Annotated in this window: 14 protein-coding genes and 1 pseudogene; 1 reads left to right on the top strand and 14 read right to left on the bottom strand. The window is 47.7% G+C overall.

The genetic code is table 11. From position 1 onward, the window contains the following. Nucleotides 1-42 precede the first annotated feature (42 nt). The 13 genes and pseudogenes from JFT56_RS03410 to JFT56_RS03465 form a co-directional block, all read right to left on the bottom strand. Entirely contained in the window at nucleotides 43-1,179 is a 1,137-nt protein-coding gene (locus JFT56_RS03410) for a site-2 protease family protein (protein WP_198782315.1), read from the bottom strand. A gap of 186 nt (nucleotides 1,180-1,365) precedes the next feature. Continuing rightward, entirely contained in the window at nucleotides 1,366-1,743 is a 378-nt protein-coding gene (locus tag JFT56_RS03415) for a DUF4144 domain-containing protein (protein ID WP_198782316.1), read from the bottom strand. Nucleotides 1,744-1,993: 250 nt separating this feature from the next. Continuing rightward, nucleotides 1,994-3,685, bottom strand: coding sequence for a DUF342 domain-containing protein (locus JFT56_RS03420; RefSeq protein ID WP_198782317.1), 1,692 nt, complete (start codon nucleotides 3,683-3,685; stop codon nucleotides 1,994-1,996). A gap of 1,104 nt (nucleotides 3,686-4,789) precedes the next feature. Further along, on the bottom strand, nucleotides 4,790-5,803 hold the full coding sequence (locus JFT56_RS03425) for an IS110 family transposase (protein ID WP_198780376.1): 1,014 nt from the start codon (nucleotides 5,801-5,803) through the stop codon (nucleotides 4,790-4,792). Between the two features lie 314 nt (nucleotides 5,804-6,117). Next, nucleotides 6,118-6,978 (bottom strand): hypothetical protein, encoded by an 861-nt coding sequence (locus tag JFT56_RS03430; protein WP_233095564.1) that lies wholly within the window; start codon nucleotides 6,976-6,978, stop codon nucleotides 6,118-6,120. A gap of 153 nt (nucleotides 6,979-7,131) precedes the next feature. Beyond that, nucleotides 7,132-7,230, bottom strand: a pseudogene (locus JFT56_RS20065) (DUF4236 domain-containing protein); the annotation flags it as partial. Between the two features lie 1,072 nt (nucleotides 7,231-8,302). Beyond that, entirely contained in the window at nucleotides 8,303-9,346 is a 1,044-nt protein-coding gene (locus tag JFT56_RS03435) for a methyltransferase (RefSeq protein ID WP_198782319.1), read from the bottom strand. 183 nt (nucleotides 9,347-9,529) lie between these two features. After that, a complete protein-coding gene (locus tag JFT56_RS03440; protein WP_198782320.1) occupies nucleotides 9,530-10,864 on the bottom strand; it encodes an alkaline phosphatase in 1,335 nt (444 codons plus the stop codon). A 74-nt stretch (nucleotides 10,865-10,938) separates the two neighbouring features. Beyond that, the gene (gene gshB, locus JFT56_RS03445) at nucleotides 10,939-11,892 is read right to left on the bottom strand and encodes a glutathione synthase (RefSeq protein ID WP_198782321.1); all 954 of its coding nucleotides are present in this window, start codon (nucleotides 11,890-11,892) and stop codon (nucleotides 10,939-10,941) included. Between the two features lie 66 nt (nucleotides 11,893-11,958). Beyond that, nucleotides 11,959-12,690 (bottom strand): 16S rRNA (uracil(1498)-N(3))-methyltransferase, encoded by a 732-nt coding sequence (gene rsmE / locus JFT56_RS03450; RefSeq protein ID WP_198782322.1) that lies wholly within the window; start codon nucleotides 12,688-12,690, stop codon nucleotides 11,959-11,961. A gap of 6 nt (nucleotides 12,691-12,696) precedes the next feature. Then, nucleotides 12,697-13,473, bottom strand: a complete 777-nt coding sequence (gene endA, locus JFT56_RS03455) for an endonuclease EndA (RefSeq protein ID WP_198782323.1) — start codon at nucleotides 13,471-13,473, stop codon at nucleotides 12,697-12,699. Between the two features lie 129 nt (nucleotides 13,474-13,602). Then, complete coding sequence (locus tag JFT56_RS03460; protein WP_198782324.1) at nucleotides 13,603-14,262, bottom strand: SprT family zinc-dependent metalloprotease; 660 nt, start codon at nucleotides 14,260-14,262, stop codon at nucleotides 13,603-13,605. A gap of 147 nt (nucleotides 14,263-14,409) precedes the next feature. Beyond that, nucleotides 14,410-15,567: a hypothetical protein gene (locus JFT56_RS03465; RefSeq protein ID WP_198782325.1), complete on the bottom strand. Its 1,158-nt coding sequence runs from the start codon at nucleotides 15,565-15,567 to the stop codon at nucleotides 14,410-14,412. Between the two features lie 375 nt (nucleotides 15,568-15,942). On the opposite strand from JFT56_RS03465, the gene blaOXA reads away from it, so the two are divergent. Then, nucleotides 15,943-16,815 (top strand): class D beta-lactamase, encoded by an 873-nt coding sequence (blaOXA, locus tag JFT56_RS03470; RefSeq protein ID WP_198782326.1) that lies wholly within the window; start codon nucleotides 15,943-15,945, stop codon nucleotides 16,813-16,815. 79 nt (nucleotides 16,816-16,894) lie between these two features. On the opposite strand, the gene JFT56_RS03475 is transcribed toward blaOXA, so the two are convergent. Then, entirely contained in the window at nucleotides 16,895-17,806 is a 912-nt protein-coding gene (locus tag JFT56_RS03475) for a LysR family transcriptional regulator (protein ID WP_198782327.1), read from the bottom strand. Nucleotides 17,807-17,882 lie beyond the last annotated feature (76 nt).

Below are 17,882 nucleotides of genomic sequence, written 5' to 3' on the forward strand. Positions count from 1 at the left end.
TTTACTCTACATCCAGCGCTTGACGCCCAGAGGTTAAACGGACTAGCTGCGCAATATTTGCAGTGGCAGGCTGAGCATATCATCGCCCGTGCCAGCTAAGTGCCAGATGATACCGACTAACGCGCCAACCGTAAGCAAGTACCAGATAGTGGAGAAGATTTGCCCATATCTGTCTAATGGCAATAGGTGGCTTTGATGGCGAGTTCGCCACTCGAAGATGATTTCTAAACTGCCGATCAATAGCAAAAATCCCAATAGCGCTAGGCCTAAGGTGTAGCTGATATACACACCGAAGGCGGCCCCCGCGGCGCAGGCGACCAAGCCCATAATGCTGTTCATCGAAAAGCTGATGCTCTTTAAAATATGGCCGCCGTCGAGTGGCAAAATAGGCAATAAATTAAATAGGTTAAGCAGAGCGTTAAAGGCGGCAAGGCCAGCAAAAAACACGTTGCCAGTGGCATGGTAAGCGATGAGTGAACCAATAGACATGAAAAGCCCAAAGGTAGGCCCCATGATGGAAATCACTACATCTTGCCAACGGGTGTTGATCTTTTCATCGGAGAGGGCGAGTCCCCCCATAAAGGGAATAAGGTAAATTCCCTTCGTTTTCATGCCGAAATATTTCATCGCGCGGATATGGCCGTATTCGTGGAAGACCAAACAGGCGATAAGCGCGAGGGCAAATTGGAAGGAAAACAGCCAAGAATAGGCGGCGACACTGGCGCCCGCTAATACGACTTTGATGACTTTTGCGCTTTTTAGCAGCTTAAAACCGAGGGACGCGAGCCCGACTAGGCTGATTTTTTGTTGCTTAACCGGAGGGACTTCAGGCGTTTGCCGCTCAATATCTTTCTCGCTGCGCGAGCCTTGGGCGATGACTTCATCATCCTGTAACAGGCGATAGTCGAGGCGAAAGGGTTGCCATACTAGATCGGTTTCGAGGCGAATAATGATTTTGGTGTCTAGACTGCTCGGCTCGCCCGGTTCAACCGCCAGTGGCTGGCGATGCTGGGTGAGTTCAAATTCATGGACTCTTAGGCCGCCATTATCGACAGAAGCCGCCTTTTGCGAGACTAAGTTGTTGTCCCAGAAGAGTTGTTGCCAGCCTGCGAGTGAGCCTTCTAAGCGCAGTTGTTTGCCTAAGCAGTCAATCTTAAGTAGTTCCAATTTCGGTTCCATTTGTTCGTGATCTGTGTGACTTGTTAGCGGGCGCGCCGCGTCACTGTATGGGTATTTGGGGACGTAAATAAGCGTCCGTTACTGCAGATCTGAAATTTTGTTCGTTATAAATTATGCCTGTGAATTTACGGCGAGGATATTAGCTTTTAGGGTCATCTCGTTATTTGTCGCTTTTTAGGGCCGCCGTTATTCTTCTAAGGTACGCACAATTTCCATTCCTTGGCCTATGGTCGTAAACGCAAGCTTAGCGACACAGCACTGACCTTGGGCGGTGGCATGGTTTTGTACCCACTTAATAAAGTCGGTCAGGGACAGGTTTTGCTCCTGCTGTAACAATTGGGGCAGTTCACCTACGGGATCTTCGTGCACTGTGCGCGGGTTCGCACTGATCAGATAGCGGTGCCCAGCGCTGTCGAGCAATTGATCTTCCTCGGTAAAGTGATGTTGGTACAGGCAGGCGAGTTCTAACCAATCCCGCTGGTGGGCGAGGTAAAGTAACTCATCATTTTGGGATAGTTTGACGACGGCGGGCCATTCAATGTCCGACATTTTCACGCAGGTCATTATTGCTCCATGGGTTATTGGGGAGGTTGTTAAACTTTTCGGTGCGCAGAAGGCTGCTATTACTACAGAGAAAATATAAGGATACCTGTAAATACAGTTCCGCTACCCCTAGTTTGGCAGTATGCCACGCTGAGAATGAATTGATATAGGCGCAGGGAAAATTCCTGCGCCTTATGCTTGAGTCTAGCTGGCGGCTTTGAATTGGAGAACACTCAATACCCAGTAATGGTGCATCATGAGGTTCAATTCATTAATTGGCTGGGGCTGCAGCCTTAGCTTTGGCGTTATAGTCGAAGTTAATCTCTTGATTAACATTGGCAATACTGCAAGTGCCGTGTTCACGGGTCGTTCTATGATTCGCTGGGCCTATATGGAATTCCACATTGAGGAATACGTGTTTGAGCACATCGATACGGTACTTTTCATAGTAGCCTTCCACTTCCTGTTTTAGGCTGTCGAATTCCAGTTCCTCCCGGGTGCGCTCATCGAGAATGCGATTTTTCTCATCGAGCATCATTTTGATTTGCTCGATCATCACGGGATCGTTTTGCCATTCAGACTTAGGTGGTAGCTTTTTAAGGCGCGATTCGATATCTAAACTGGCGACAACCATAGCCTTAACGCCCTCATCGAGCTGTTTAAGATCTTGTTTAAGGTCATTTTGGGTCATAGCACAAAAAATTTCGGTCTTGGTGCCTGCGGTCGCCCCTATAACAACGGCGGTGATGCCTTTTTCCGCATGGGCGACTCCTCCGACTAAGTCGCCCCTGCGTCCGCTGGGATCGCTGACGGTCAGGTTTGCGCTAGTTTTACTGTTACTGTGCAACAGTTGTTTAGTGACTAAGATATTGCCCTTAGCAACTAAGTGGGAATATTGCACAAATTGCGCACTGATATGCCCCTGGGCCCGAATAGTGGTAGAAAATTCGTTGGCTTTAATTTGCCGGCCAATGATCCCTTTACTCACTGTGACATCGCCATCGGCTTCTAAGGTTGCCGAGTCGACAAATCCCATGACGGTAATATCGCCGGAGCTTTTGACTAGCATGCCTTCGTGGACATCACCCGTGATTAAAATACTGCCCTTAAAGGTGACATGGCCAGTGCTGATATCCACATCTTTAAGTTGCAGTACATCATCCACATTCATCCCGGTGCGGGTTTCAACGGGCTGGCCTGAGACTGTCGCAATCAGTTTATTGGGGTCCTTTGGATGAAAATCTGTGCCTGTACCCGCTTGAAGAACAATGTCTTTACCCGGTTTTTGGTTAAGGACTTCACCCTGAATGTTATAGCCGGGGGTGCCCTCGGTCGCTGGGTGTTTGATCATTAACAGGTCGTTGGGTTTTACCATGATCATCGAGCCAAGGTTACGCATATCGACACTGCCGTCTTCACGCTCCTGTGGCTGAAGTAAACGTTCCCTTGCTAGGGATACTTTACGCTCAAGCAGCGCATTTTGACCATTGACAGGGAGCTTGCCATGGGCAATTTCACTCTGACAACTTTCGCCTGGTTTGAGTTTACTGAGTTGTTGTTGCAGCGCTTGGATTTTGAGCTTACTTAAACCCATGCACACATTGTGTTTTTTTAGTTGAGTCAGGATCTCGGGTAAGTCGACGGATTTTCCTCCCCAGGGGGCGGTTAAAATCATAGTGGCTTGCATTTTATCAGGGCTGATTTCAATCGTGACTGTGCCATCGCGTCGCTCGGCCAGTACCGCAAATAGCTCAAACTTACCATCGTCCTGGTGACAGAGTGAGTTGATTTGGGCTATGGCTTTAGCGATCGCTGGCTCTAGTGGAAACAGGGATGAAAATTCAGGTAAAGATAATAGGCGCATGATGTCATCATGGGTGACTGGGCCATGGACATTGGGGATAAGGCGGAGTTCAGCCTTGGTTTTATCACTGTTTAGCTCAAGGAGTTCAGGGTCCAACATAAAGAGCTTCCTACCCATTAATTTTATTATTATGTGCGACACTGGCTTGAGTATAACAGTAGAGACTTTGCGCAAAGAAGCCTTTTTTGGCTGTAAAAACAGCAAATGTTGTTATTTTATTGTAAATAGTCTACCTGCTGGTTTTTAACTCGCTTTTATTAGAGTTATTGGCGGTAACTTAGTGTTACCTTTGGTTTTTCACTTGCTCACCAGCATGAACATAAAGCTGGTTGATGTTTGAATTTAACAAAAAATTAAACTTTACAACGCTAGCCCGTATGTTAGGGATTAGAACGATAGGGCAAAACCCCCTGATAATTTAGCGCTTACTGCATTTGATACTGTTCACAAAACCATAAAAAGCTTGTCTAGACAGCAGCAAGTGTACGGTTGCACATCACGACTTTATTGAGAGCTATTAAGGGGATAGGGTTTCTGTCTCAAGCTACTATTGCTGCGTTTTAAATCTCTTGTTTGTAGTGGCATAGTGACTTTGGGACAGCAGAGTGTAAAAAATGGATTGGATAGTACTGCTGAAGGGGGAAACTTGGGAGCTTAGCTCTTTAAGCGCTGATTTATAGATGAGTCTTGGCATTCACTATGCCACTACAATGGGGCGGACGGTCGTCTCGCAAACCGCCCTGGTTCACCTTTTGGGCATTTGCGTAGCCTGTAGACTTAAGAACCTTACTAAGCTCGTTTTGGGTCAAAACGCGCTAGATTTAATGCACTAAAGGTGAGTAATAGCATTAGCAAAGTTATGGTAACCAGATTAATTTACACTGACCCCGCATATTCGTTGGCTGATATCCACTAACGCAGGCTTGCCATGGTGCTCGCTCGTCGACACGCAGCAAGTCCTATATGGACACCTCGAATAGATCAACCACTTTTTGAGTAACAGAAAGTAATACTGCGTACGTATATCCGACCTGTTCGTGAGAATCTTTGCTCTCTGGCCTTAATGAGAACCGCGCCTTTGCTGCTTATCGTCCCTTCGGAGTTATAACTCCTTATACTCTCTCAGCATTTGCAAAGGCCGGTATTACCTGTTACTTCATTAATTGCGTTCGGTTTTTTAGGGTATGTTATTGCTTCATTTAGTTAACAGGGTCTGTACTCTGTTTTATAGTAGAGCATCGCCCAAATTATCCTCGCCAGTTTATTTGCAACTGCCACGGCTGCTTTTTGCTTGCCTCTTCGTTCAATGATATTTCTCGCCCATACAGACAGCCTATCATCGTTGTTTGTTGCGTAGCGTATGACAGACCATGCACCTTGAATTAACTGACGCCTTAGATAGCTGTTACCACGCTTGGTTATGCCACCTAATTTCTGTTTTCCACCACTTGAAAACTCTTTTGGAACGAGCCCTAAATTGGCAGAAAAATGTCGACCATTTTGATAACTGGAGCCATCTCCAGCAAAGGATACCGCTGCTGTGGCAATAATCTCAGCGACACCTCGTATTGCGGTTAACCGTTTGGTATCTGGATGATTCATTGCTTGTATCCGAATATCTTTTTCTAATGACTTAATCGAAGCATTTACGGCATAAAGCTCATCGAGCAATTCCCTGATGTACCGACGAGCGATAGTGGTAAGCGAGTTACTTGCATCTTCGAGTAACTCAGGAAGTGCTAGGTTAAGTGGATCACGACCTTTAGGGATAACGATGCCATATTCACTTAATAAACCACGGATCTGATTAGTTAATGCCGTTCTGACCCTAATACGGCGCTCTCGGATCCGATGGCTTATGATCACATCGACCTGCTCTAAAGATCTTGGTTTAACAAAGATGATGTTAGGACGTTGAGCCGCTTCACATATAGCAAAAGCATCATTGCGGTCATTTTTATTCCCTTTCACGAATGGTTTCACATGTTGTGGTGGAATTAATCTGACCTCAAAACCCTGAGAGATAAGTTCTCTGCCCCAATAATTTGAGCCACTGCAGGCTTCCATAGCAATGACAGCATCGGGATATTGAACAAGCGTTTTTAATAGTTGGGTGCGTTTAATTGTGCGATTAAATACGGCTTTCCCTGCTTGATTAACACCACAAACCTGGAGAACATTTTTTGCCAAATCGATACCAATTAGAGTAATTTTCATAGTGGACACCTTTGTTGATATTGAGCTTGCAGATTCAATATGGCGTTAATGACGCCTACTTTACAAGAGGTGTCCATCTCATCATCCCTGGATGCTCGACCGCCCCGTCCATGGGGCGGACGGTCGTCTCGCTAATCACCATGGCTAGCCTTTTTAGCATTAGCGTAATCTGTAAGTTTTAAAGAAATACACAGCACGTTTTGGGACAATAGCGTGTTAGATTCCCAACTCTAATTTTTGAGTTTCGGATTAAAATTTCTATGGAGATAACGTGGAGGTCACCGGCGCTGCGCAGCGTCCGGTGGATCGCAGGGTTATGCCGGTTGTGCGACACAGGCACCTTCCTTTGGCATGCTCTTGCCCAGCAAAAAAATGGCTTCAGCGAAACCGCTTCCGGTACCACACCGGGACAATTGAAGCACTTCATTGAGTCCAGACTGGCTCGACAGAGTCACTTCCTCGTATCGGCAGATGGGCAGTTCCTTGTTGTCTTTGAATCGTTTATCGGGTCCACCGGACTTGTTGACGTACCTCCACGTTCGGTCAATTACCTCGGCATCTCGCGGAACTGACTCGCTTTCGATGAATCGGGTTGCGCCGACGTCAACGCGCAGCTCTTGATAGCCAACGGCACCCACGCCGTTCTGGTCATATACGAGAACGCGGTCAGGGAAAAAGTGAAGCGTTTGACGACCTACACCAACAGCGACGGTTTCAATGTTTGTCCTGACGTATGGTGGCTCAGCCTTACGAATGGATGTGCTCTTTCGGCGGACAAGATCGCTTGCTCCCGCATGGTATTTTCGATCATGTACTTTTCCGGACGCCTCGATATGCCAAGCCGACGCACAATTGGAAAGTTGGCTCGCGGCCGAGTGAAGTTTGGCGTAGGCGGCTTCCATGTCGGGGTCAAAGTCATAGAAGAGGACGACGGTTTTTTGTAGGGCATCTCGCGTATGGGCTGCATACGTACCGCCAGCTGCGGCGACTGCAAGCGTGGCGACGAGCCAGGTAGGCCAGCCTGAAGATACGCCAAGACAAAGCACCACAACTGAGACAAATGCAACGAAAGGCCACAGGCGAATCTTGGCGCGCTTTCGATTTAGCTCGTCTAGAAGCTCTCGGGATGACGAATCGACGATTTGAGAAACATCGGCGGATTCTATTTCCTCCAATGGAGCATGAGTTCCTGGTGGTATCTCAGGAGCCGACGGCGGAAGTGGCTGAGATGGTGAGTTACGGGGCGACGAAGATGGAGGAAGCGTAGCGCGATAGTAAAGGCCACCTCGGCCCATGTGAACGTAGTTACCTCGTGGGCCGACGCCAAAGCGAAGGCCAGTTACACCGGCCGAAACGCCGATTCCAGACTTGGATAGATTGAATCGAAACGGCCCGACACTGATGCTTTTTCTCAGATAGAAGCCCATTGGCTAAACCTCCAAGGTGTGAATGTAAGCGGCATAACGTCTTAGTATTTATGCGCTGCGCGTTTACCACGTTGGACCAGTGAAAACGCGCATAGTTAACTACCTGTATATAATGAACTTATCAGCATTCTTCTAAATACACCATATGGGAAATCGCGCATGCGCGTTTCCAAACCTATTAACTAAAATTCGGATAATATAGTCAATTGATTTTATAGAGTTTTATTTGTTACCGATTGAATTAATGCGCACTGATTTTGTCTTCAAATCACCACCAAATATCTAGATTTAAATATGACTGCATACCCATACATTGTTAGGCGATTTACGGCAGGGTCAAACATTAGGCAAAAGATGAAAATTTGTAGGGCAACAGGAGAGGAAATTTCCGATTGAGTTAATGAGCCTAAACACGGAATAGGGCAACAGCTTTTTAGCTGAATGAACAGCCAGAGGGGTAGTTTAGATTGGCATTGTTGCACCAGTGACCGTTGGCGACATGGATGTCGCCGTCGAGCCTATAAGGACATATTCACGGCGAGTCACTGGGGAAACAATGACAATGCATGCAGCACAACTGACGATATAACTTAATACCTTTAAGTCTTTCTTTGAGTCTTTGTGGCAATATTTTTTTAGCTAAAGCTCAGTTGAGTTCGTACTTAAGATTGGCATTATTGCACCAGTGACCGTTGGCGACATGGTTGCTCATTCACATCAGACCCATAGGGATATGGGGAATGTCATTATAATGTCTGGAACATTATTGACCATGTGATCGCAACATTCGATTCTTGTAATCAAGAGCCATATACAGCAGATGCCGCCGTCGAGCCTATATGGATACTTCTTGTTAAATAAAGGGGCGGCGTGTCACTGGGGAAGCAATGACAATTAATGCGCAATGCGCGCAACTCTACTGTCTTGCTTTGGGGCATTTTGATTTCAAAATAGGCGTTCTAATCGGATACGCCTATATTCTCGTTATGCTGAAGGAGTGTTTATTCCTTGGTGCCTAATCGAGACAAATTACGTTTTCCCCACTCAATAATTGAGTGAGCGGGGCTTAAGGTTAAGCTTGCTGGAAGTAATAGAGTTTGTATTTATTGTTTTCGGCGGTCACTTTTAACTGGCCAAATTCGGCGGCAATAGTATCCGAATAGGGTAAGTGGCGGTTGGCAACGATTTGCCAAATACCGTTATGTTGTAATTGTTTAGCACTGTCGCTGACAAAGTTCTGCGCTATGTTGGTGGTGCTGGCGAGGCCATCGTGAAACGGCGGATTAGAGATAATGCCGTTAAATTTGCCCGTGGTTTGTGCCAGTCCATCGGAGGGATAAACCTTGGCCGTCATGCCATTGGCCGCAAGTGTGAGTTCGCATGAGGCGAGCGCCATCGCATTGATATCGACACATTCTAAGGATAGGCTTGGCTGCGCCTTGAGCAGTGCGGCGGTGATCACGCCCGCGCCGCAGCCAAAGTCGAGCACTCGGCCCGAGAGTGTCGGCAGGTGCGACAGTAATAGTTCGGTGCCTTGATCTAAGCGCTTCTCGCTAAAAACCCCCACAAGATTGCAGATAGTCACCTCGCCCTGTGGCGTAGTGAGTCGATATTGGCTGACCCAGTCGCTAAGCTTCATCGCCGGAGCGCTGCCCTCTAAACTGCTGCCAAATAGCAGGCAATGGCGGGCGTTATCGAGTTTCATCCCAGTCGCAAAATACTCAGGTAAAAGCTTCACTAAAGATTTAATCCCGCCCTTGTTTTCCCCCACGACTAACAGTTGGCCATTAGGCACAAGATGATTGGCGGCGAGGTTAAATAGATAGGGCGCTAAGGGTTTGGCCTTAGGGAAATACACGATAACCGTATCGTACTTTTCTGATTTTATTGGGTCTTGGTGCGGCAGTTCATGGCCGAAATAGCACCGCAATTTAGCATTGGCGTGCGGTGCTAAGTGCAAGTAATGGTGGTAATCCAAGGCGAGGGCATCAACCGAGGCCGCGGTATCGAGCAGGGCCTTTGGCAGGAGATCGGCTTCATGATTGAGCACTAATACTTTGTGTTGGCTTAGGCTGTCTTGATTACGAATAATGACTTGCGATGGATTGGTTAACACAGTTACAGGCACCTATAAACTTAAGTGTGGGCATTATACCCGTTATTCACGCCTGAGCCAGTTTGCATCGAATCACTGCACTAAGACCTAATAAAATCCCTAATAAAAAAACCAATAAAAAAGGCAACTGCATTATGCGGTTGCCTTATGTGATTGTCTTTAATGAACGGAATCGATTAACGCTTAGCTTTTAGGTTTTTTGGGTTTAGGTAATAAGCTAAAAATCTTATTGGCGATATCGGTATTGTCTTGATGGCCGTTAAACAGCTCGGATGCGGGACCCGCGGCAAACACTTGGACATCAACGCCCGTGTGACCGCCCGTGGTCCAGCCTGTATCGGTACGTTTATCAATCACATGGCGAATCGCCACTGCCATAGTTTCTGCACCCTGCATTCTGGCGGTGTTTAAATTGGCGATTTCTTCTTCAGTCAGCTCGAACCCTAAACCGCGGGCAAGATCGGCTTGCCACTCGACGCCACTGATGGCGGCTAAGGCCAAAGTGTCGGAGCTGGCGGAGATATTGCGCAGGATTTCGGGGTTCCAGTTGTAGTTGCCATCGACGCCAATCGAGAGGCCGCCGGTATTATGGTCGGCGGTGATCACCATCAGGGTATCGGGGTGTTCACGCACAAATTGCTCAACCACTTCAATGGCATTGGAGAATTCATCCATTTCACCCATAGCCGTGGCGATATCGTTATTGTGGCCCGCCCAGTCGATAAGGCTTCCTTCGACTAACAGCACAAAACCTTGCTCATTTTGCGACAATAAACTGAGGGCTTTTTGGGTTAAGGTGCTGAGTTTTTTCGCATCTTTTTCATCAATCGCCCAAGGTAATTGTACCTGGGCAAACAGGCCTAACACTTTAGGTTGAGTGATAGTGGCGAGATCTTCAAAACGAGTAATATGTTGATAACCCTTGGCGGTGAATTGGGCCAATAGCTCGGGTGAAAAATACTTCTGGCCACCCCCTAAAAACACATCGGCGTTGGTGTCTAAATAGCTGAGTGCGATTGCATCGTAGTTTTTACGGCTCTCGTTATGGGCTAAAAAGGCCGCTGGCGTGGCGTGGTTGATTTGTGAGGTAACCGCCACACCTGTGCTTAAGCCAAGGGATTTAGCTCTTTCGAATAGGGTCGGCAGTGGTTGCTTTTGGGTATCGACCGAAATCGCCCCATTATAGGACTTAACTCCCGTCGCTAACGCAGTCGCCGCCGCGGCTGAGTCGGTAACATAGCCACTAACGCCCGCAGGGTAAGTGCTTGCCATACCCACCAGTAGGCGGTCGAACACGGTTTGCTCGACTTCTTCAGTGTCAGGATTATCTTTGTAGTAGCGGTAGGCGCTGGTGTAAGACGGCCCCATACCATCACCAACCATGATGACGATATTTTTCGGTCGCGACGGTGCCTTGGTTGGCCCCGTTTTATCTGCCCCCGCTTCATCTGCAAAAGAGAGGGTAGATAACAGCAAACTGGTGCCGAGCAGTAACAGTGGCGCTTTGGTGAAACTCATATCAGATCCCTAGAAGTAGCTGGGCGCTTGTGTTCTCAAAGCGCCTTACGATCAACAAACTCGCTGGTAAATTTTTATGCTTTGGCTTGAATGCGTGCTTCGATAGCATCCATTAACATGCCCGTGATGTCGACATCGAATGCCGCTTGGATCTCACGGATACAGGTTGGGCTAGTCACGTTTATCTCTGTCAGCTTGTCACCTATCACATCGAGGCCAACAAAAATCAGTCCACGTTTTTTAAGCTCAGGACCAATAGCACGGGCAATCGCCCAATCGCTGTCGGATAAAGGCTGCGCCACACCGCTTCCGCCGGCGGCTAAGTTGCCACGGGTTTCGCCTTTCATTGGGATACGCGCAAGCGCGTAGGGCACAGGCTCACCATCGACCACTAAAATGCGTTTATCGCCTTTAGTAATTTCAGGGATAAAGGTTTGCGCCATGGCATATTGTTGGCCGTAGCTGGTCAAGGTTTCGATGATCACCCCAAGGTTGGGGTCATCCTGCTTCACGCGAAAAATCGAGGTGCCGCCCATGCCATCTAAAGGCTTAAGAATGATATCGCCCTTAGCTTGGTGGAAAGCGCGGATACGCTTGGCATCGCGGGTCACGATCGTTTCTGGGGTAAATTCGCTAAACCATGCGGTGAATAGCTTTTCGTTAGCGTCGCGTAGGCTTTGCGGCTTGTTGACGATTAACACGCCTTGCTCTTCGGCGCGCTCAAGCATGTAAGTGGCGTAGATAAACTCAGTATCGAATGGCGGGTCTTTACGCATTAAGATCACGTCGAGTTCGCTCATCGGCGTGTCTTTCGCTTCGCCGAGTTCAAACCATTTGCTCGCATCATTGATGACAGTTAACGGACGCATATTGGCCATCGCCACGCCGTTGACCATGGCAAGATCGGCCATTTCCATATAAAACAGCTGATAACCTCTGTCCTGCGCGGCCATTAACATGGCAAAACTGGAGTCTTTCTTAATGTTGATCTCACTGATGGGGTCCATCACAATGCCGAGTTTTATCATTAATCTGTTCCTTATTTGTCGCCGTTTGCAGGCAAAAATGCATTGATTAGCTGTGTTGTTTGTCGATCAGCCTAAATCACCAAATCTGAGTTGCAGTGCCGTAATGGCGGTGAGCGAGGCGGTTTCGGTGCGCAGCACTCTGGGGCCAAGCAATACATCGGTAAATTGATAGGTTTCCGTCATGGCGATTTCTTCCGCCGACAAACCGCCCTCTGGGCCAATTAATAAACGTACGCGGGTATGGGCTAAATCTAAGCCATTGATACCGTGTGCGGCCCTAGGGTGCAGATTGAGTTTTAGCGCCGAGGTCGGCTCACTGCACCAATCGTGCAAGTCCATCGCCGGGCGAACCACGGGCACTTGGCTGCGACCCGATTGCTCACAGGCGCTAATGACGATTTTCTGCCATTGCTGAATTTTTTTCTCTAGGCGTTCGCTATTGAGTTTTACGCCGCAGCGATCTGAAAATAGCGGCGTAATGGTATTTACCCCAAGCTCGACCGATTTTTGAATGGTAAATTCCATTCTATCGCCACGGGAAATCACTTGGCCTAAGTGCAGGTTGAGTGGCGACTCAGATAGATTTGCCTCACAGGAAAGCAGTTTCACTGTGACATGCTTTTTACCCGCATCGACAATTTCAGCCAGATAATCATTGCCATCGCCATTGAATAGACTGATCTGCTCACCGTTGCCCATACGCAGCACTTTACCTATATGGGCCGCGCCATCTTCGTCTAGGTTCAGTTGTTGATGGATGGCTAATGGCTGAGGTTGATAAATTCTTGGGACTCTCATTCGACCTTACTCGGCTAGTTGTTGACGCAGTGGTGGCGCATTGCAGGCATTTTGCACAAAGGGGTTATGGTTGCCTTGGGTCTGCGCTATGGCGTTATCACGTTTGCATTCAATAGTATCAACTGGATAGCTTTTATCCCATGCCTTAAACAATTTTAATTGTTGTGAAGCAATTTTAAGCCCATAGGTTTGCTGCATATAGAGGTAGGTTCTGGCTATTTTGCCGCGGGCATTGGCGGGGGGCTGCGCCTGACGATTCTTAAAATCGATGACCATAGCACATTGGCCATATTGGTCGGCCTTACCGTTCCATTGGCTAAAGCGGAAGTTGCTGCGATCGCCATTCACTTCACCGATGGCGGGCACTAAGTTGTGCATGTCCGCTTCCATCTTATTAAATTCATTGCTGTTATCGGCACAGTTTTTACGTCCGCCCTTTTGCCAACATTGGAGTTGATGGCCAAATTCCCAGGCGGGCACTATGTGTTCCCATTCAATACGGTTGGCGCGGGTTTCCTGTTTACGCACTTGATAACCGCAGCTGGCGAGATCGGGCTTCCAGGATTTGCCTTTGATCTGAATATCGCAGCCACAGTAAAAGCTGACGGCGGGCAGCGTACCTTGGCGACTGCCGGCGTAGAGTGCCTGCGATTTCGTTTTGGCTTGGCTAAAACTGCTGGGGTGTGACACTGAGGCGCTGGCGGGCACGGATAAGGTTGCCGCCCAAGTGATTAGGCACAGCAAGAGGCGCCGTGAATTAACGGTTAAAGAAGCTTTGTTCAAGATTTATCCCAAAATAACAAACACTACGCGAGCCTTTGGCTCGTCTTTTATGCTGTGATGTTAAGGGAAATGCCGCTGCTTATGCAAATTGCGTCGTACTTAGGTGGGGGTTTTGTTTGTTGAAAGTCGCTAGATCGCAGTTAAATGGGTCTTACAGCGTTTACAGAGATAACGGCTTTCACCCCGTAGCACTTTGTTATGGCGGCGAATACTCAGGCGTATGGGGCCACAGGCGCAGCGATACTCGACATCATTACCCGCAACCGATGCGGTATTGAAGCTGTGGGTGGTACTGGGATTGACCTTAAATACCGTTAGCATCAAAGATTGCCATTCTTTACCGTGGGGTTTGGTTTTGCCAAACAGCTGAAAACACAGTAAATGACAAATTTCGTGGGGCACGACCTCTGCTAGAAAAGCTTCGCTGTTTTCCCGTAGCAGAACGGGGTTGAATCGCAGGCGATTCTGCTGCAAATGCGCCGTACCCGCACTCTTACCCCTCAGGCTAAATTGTGTCACTGGCCGTGGGAAGCTGCGTTTGAGGTATGCCTCTGCCTCTTGATAGCAGGCTTCAATTCGCTCGAGTACTTGCATTTGCAGGGATGAGAGTGGGCGCGATGAACCGGTAAAAATATGCGCCTGAGCCCGATTGGGTGTTGGTGGACTCGTTTTGACCTGCGACTCATCTTGGCTTTGGCCCAAGGCTGCATATGTCGATTTTGTCAGTGGCGCAAGTGCTTCACTGCTTCGGCGGCGTAGGGCATTGAGTAATTCTGCGGGTTTCAACATAGAATGAGCTTTGGTTCTCGTCGGTTAAGGTAAAAATTGCGCGCTTAAACTTATTGGTGATTAAGCTTGCCTAAGCGTTCACATCAGAAGCGTTCGCATCATAACGAACGCTATCTGACATTGCTAGTTTCAGCCAGTGTGGCTGGGTTATAAACTCGCCGCCGCTTGCATCACCATAGTACGCACTTGTTCGACTATCGCTTGTTCGGTATCTGCGTTATAGCCTTTGACCCTTGGGGTGTGAATATGGCCGACCTTGGCTGAACTATTAAACTTTTGCTGCAACACTATGGCGCGATAGGAAATTTCATTAGAGAGATAACCGCCGCCAGAGCCTTCGACCGAGGTTTCGTTTTGCAGCTCATTCAATGAGGTGGCATTAAACTCACCGCGAGCAAGGGTAGTGACTGTGTGGTTATCGTTAACTTTCCATTGGCTATCTTTCACTTGCATGGCTGTGACGGGCAGTGAAAATTCCACAAACTCAGGGCCGATAAAACCTTTACCATTAAGCTTTGGGGCAACGGGTGCGGTTTTAGTGCCACCTGTGAGCACGTTTTGGTTATCGGGCGCCGCAGCGCTGCGATTGAGTCCTGGGAAGCGTTCGATATCAAAGTCAGTGCGGCCCATGCTGACGGTGAATACAAATTGGGTTTTAGGATCGCGGTAAATTGGGCTCAGTAGCGATTCGATAAGTCCTTGATCAAAATCCTCAAAACGCACTGGCACCATAGCGGTTTCGATTTGCGCCGTTTTACCATTCACATCAAAGCGGAAACCATCTAAGGCGAGGGCGACTAAGCCAGAAGGGTTACTCTGGCTGATATCTTTGTCGAGAAAGAAGGGGTCGAAACCCGTGAGGAAGATTTTGATTTGGACATCATCACCATATTGTATATCGCTAAAACCCCGTGAGGCCTTTTCAACTGCACGAGCCAAAATGTCTTGTTGCCAGTCGGCCATGTTAAAGCTGGCGCTGGTGGTTTTTAGGCTATTTAACATTGAAAGACGCGCCCAATATAAAGGCCGGTCGTCAAAGTGGCCCGACTGCACATCGCGCACCGCCTGTTGCCATAGTCTGTGGCCTTGGCGCGCCGCTAATTGGGTGGCGTCGACTTCGTTCTTCTGTGCCGTTAACTGTTGAGCTAAACCTTCATTTAAGGCTTGATAGCGTGTCACCACCTCACCCAAGGCTTGTTCGGCGGTCGGTAAGCGGGACACTTCCACATCACCTAATAAGGGGATGGCACTGGCCGTATTGATTAAGCTGCTGGCGAGGATGAGTGTTAATACTGGCTTCAACATTTTTGATTTCCTTGTAGTTATTCTATGTTGTGCGTTGAAATGTTCTTCGTTAAAAGTTCTTCGTTCAAATTTCTTAGTTCAAAGTTCTTAGTTCAAAAGAATGACTAGCTCATCCTGCGAAGGGCTCTTATGCTAAAAAGTATGCACCACAAGCTTGGGGGAATAAAGTTAACCTCAGTGATCTTCATCATCTTATATCCATCTCTTCTATACCAAAGCGTACCAAGCAGGCATCAGTCCTTAGATAACAGAACTTGCTTGCCTCTTTTTTGCCACAATTGGTCAGCAGTTTGCTAGGGAAGGGAAAATCGCTAAGTGATAGCCTTAATCACTTTTTTAGTTCATTGGATTTTTGTGTTTCGACAAGGAGAATTTATGCGTTTGTTCGCTATATCGGCTGCGCTGGTGGCGTCTGCTATCTTGGTAGCCCCAGCTTTTGCCTCTACTGCGGCTAAGAAGGAGTGGCAAGAAACCCGAGCTTGGGATGCCATTTTTACTCAGCAGCATACTCAATCCGAGCAAGCTCTGTCACAACAAACTCAGCCTCAACAAGCTCTGCCAAAACCTGTTCAGGGCGTAGTGGTGTTATGGAACGAAAATAAACAGCAAGGGTTTAGCAATAATCTTAAACGTGCCAACCAAAGCTATTTACCTGCATCGACCTTTAAGATCCCCAACAGTTTGATTGCCCTCGATCTTGGGGTTGTGAAGAATGAGCACCAAGTCTTTAAATGGGATGGTAAAACCCGTGATATCGCCGCTTGGAATCGCGACCATGATCTGATTAGCGCGATGAAGTATTCGGTCGTGCCCATCTATCAAGATTTTGCTCGCCAAATTGGCGAAGCTCGCATGGGCAAAATGCTCGATGCCTTCGATTATGGTAATGAGGATATTTCGGGAAACTTAGACAGCTTTTGGTTGGACGGCAATATTCGGATCTCAGCCACTGAGCAAATTGAATTTTTGCGTAAGCTGTACCACAACAAGCTGCATGTGTCTGAGCGCAGTCAGCGTATCGTTAAGCAGGCCATGCTGACCGAAGCGAATGGCAACTATATTATCCGTGCCAAAACCGGATACTCAGTCAGAATTGAACCTAAAATTGGCTGGTGGGTTGGTTGGGTAGAACTCGATGATAATGTGTGGTTTTTCGCAATGAATATGGATATGCCAACGGCGGATGGTTTGCCATTACGTCAAGCCATCACTAAGGCCGTATTGAGACAGGAAAAAATTATTCCTTAACTGCAAGGATTATATCCAGTAGATCAAACAATAAAGCCTAGCGGATAAAGCTAGGCTTTTGCTATCTAAGGGAAAAATGTTAGCCCATTAAGGATTGCAGGCTTTCTTGGCTGCTAAAACGTTTTACAAAGAAGTCCAAAAACACGCTGATATTAGTGGCGAGTTGGCGACGGCTGGAATATACACCGTAGACCTTAAAGGGCTCGATTGGCCATTCCTGTAAAATAGGGACTAGTTGTCCATTGGCAAGCTCATTCTTACAGGCAGAATTTGACAGCATGGCGATGCCAAAATCATCAATAGCGAGCTGTTTTACCATGATCGGGCTATTGACCCGCACTTTACGCTGAAAGTTAACCATGGTTTTGCGGGTTCCCTTACCTAAGGGCCAGATAGGTGCCGAGCGTGAGGTGCCTAATAAAATGCCACTGTGTTGACTGAGTTCCTGGGGCGTAGCAGGGGTGCCCCTGAGTTTCAAATACCCCGGACTTGCCACTAGAATTGGTTGACGTTCAAACAGTAAGCGGGCGACGAGATCAGAGGATTGCAACGGGCCATATTTGATAGCTATGTCATATCCTTCACCCACTAAACCTATATCGTTGTCGGTAAACTGGACATCTAATTCCACATTAGGATATAAACGCATAAATCCGCTACAGAGGTTAGCGATTAATTCTTGGCTAAATGACACAGGGATCGCAATCCGTAATGACCCTGACACATCATCGTGAGTATTCTCGATAACAGCCTTGGCCGCTTCCACCTCATTGCGAATGGAATCACAGTGTTGATAAAAGAGTGCCCCGACTTGAGTCAAACTTAAGTTGCGGGTGTCGCGCTGTAATAATCGCACGCCAAGTTGTTCTTCAAGCTGCGCGATTTTGCGACTGATGGTGGATTTTGGGTGGCCTGTTTCACGTGCAGCTTGGGAGAATCCCTTCGCTCTCACTACGGCTGCAAATAGCATCATACCGTTTAAATCTGGCATGTTTTTCCCACTGTCTCATATTTGGAACAAAGCGTCTTATGCAGTTTAATGGCATTTGACGGGATAACAAAGTTAT

Origin of the sequence: Shewanella putrefaciens, from assembly GCF_016406305.1 — a bacterium.
GTDB classification, from domain to species: domain Bacteria; phylum Pseudomonadota; class Gammaproteobacteria; order Enterobacterales; family Shewanellaceae; genus Shewanella; species Shewanella putrefaciens_C.

Coding starts and splice junctions, on each gene's coding strand:
- JFT56_RS03475 (WP_198782327.1), bottom strand. CDS start 17,806: ATGCCAGATTTAAACGGTATGATGCTATTTGCAGCCGTAGTGAGAGCG.
- JFT56_RS03420 (WP_198782317.1), bottom strand. CDS start 3,685: ATGTTGGACCCTGAACTCCTTGAGCTAAACAGTGATAAAACCAAGGCT.
- JFT56_RS03415 (WP_198782316.1), bottom strand. CDS start 1,743: ATGACCTGCGTGAAAATGTCGGACATTGAATGGCCCGCCGTCGTCAAA.
- JFT56_RS03410 (WP_198782315.1), bottom strand. CDS start 1,179: ATGGAACCGAAATTGGAACTACTTAAGATTGACTGCTTAGGCAAACAA.
- JFT56_RS03425 (WP_198780376.1), bottom strand. CDS start 5,803: ATGAAAATTACTCTAATTGGTATCGATTTGGCAAAAAATGTTCTCCAG.
- JFT56_RS03465 (WP_198782325.1), bottom strand. CDS start 15,567: ATGTTGAAGCCAGTATTAACACTCATCCTCGCCAGCAGCTTAATCAAT.
- gshB (WP_198782321.1), bottom strand. CDS start 11,892: ATGATAAAACTCGGCATTGTGATGGACCCCATCAGTGAGATCAACATT.
- JFT56_RS03440 (WP_198782320.1), bottom strand. CDS start 10,864: ATGAGTTTCACCAAAGCGCCACTGTTACTGCTCGGCACCAGTTTGCTG.
- JFT56_RS03460 (WP_198782324.1), bottom strand. CDS start 14,262: ATGTTGAAACCCGCAGAATTACTCAATGCCCTACGCCGCCGAAGCAGT.
- blaOXA (WP_198782326.1), top strand. CDS start 15,943: ATGCGTTTGTTCGCTATATCGGCTGCGCTGGTGGCGTCTGCTATCTTG.
- rsmE (WP_198782322.1), bottom strand. CDS start 12,690: ATGAGAGTCCCAAGAATTTATCAACCTCAGCCATTAGCCATCCATCAA.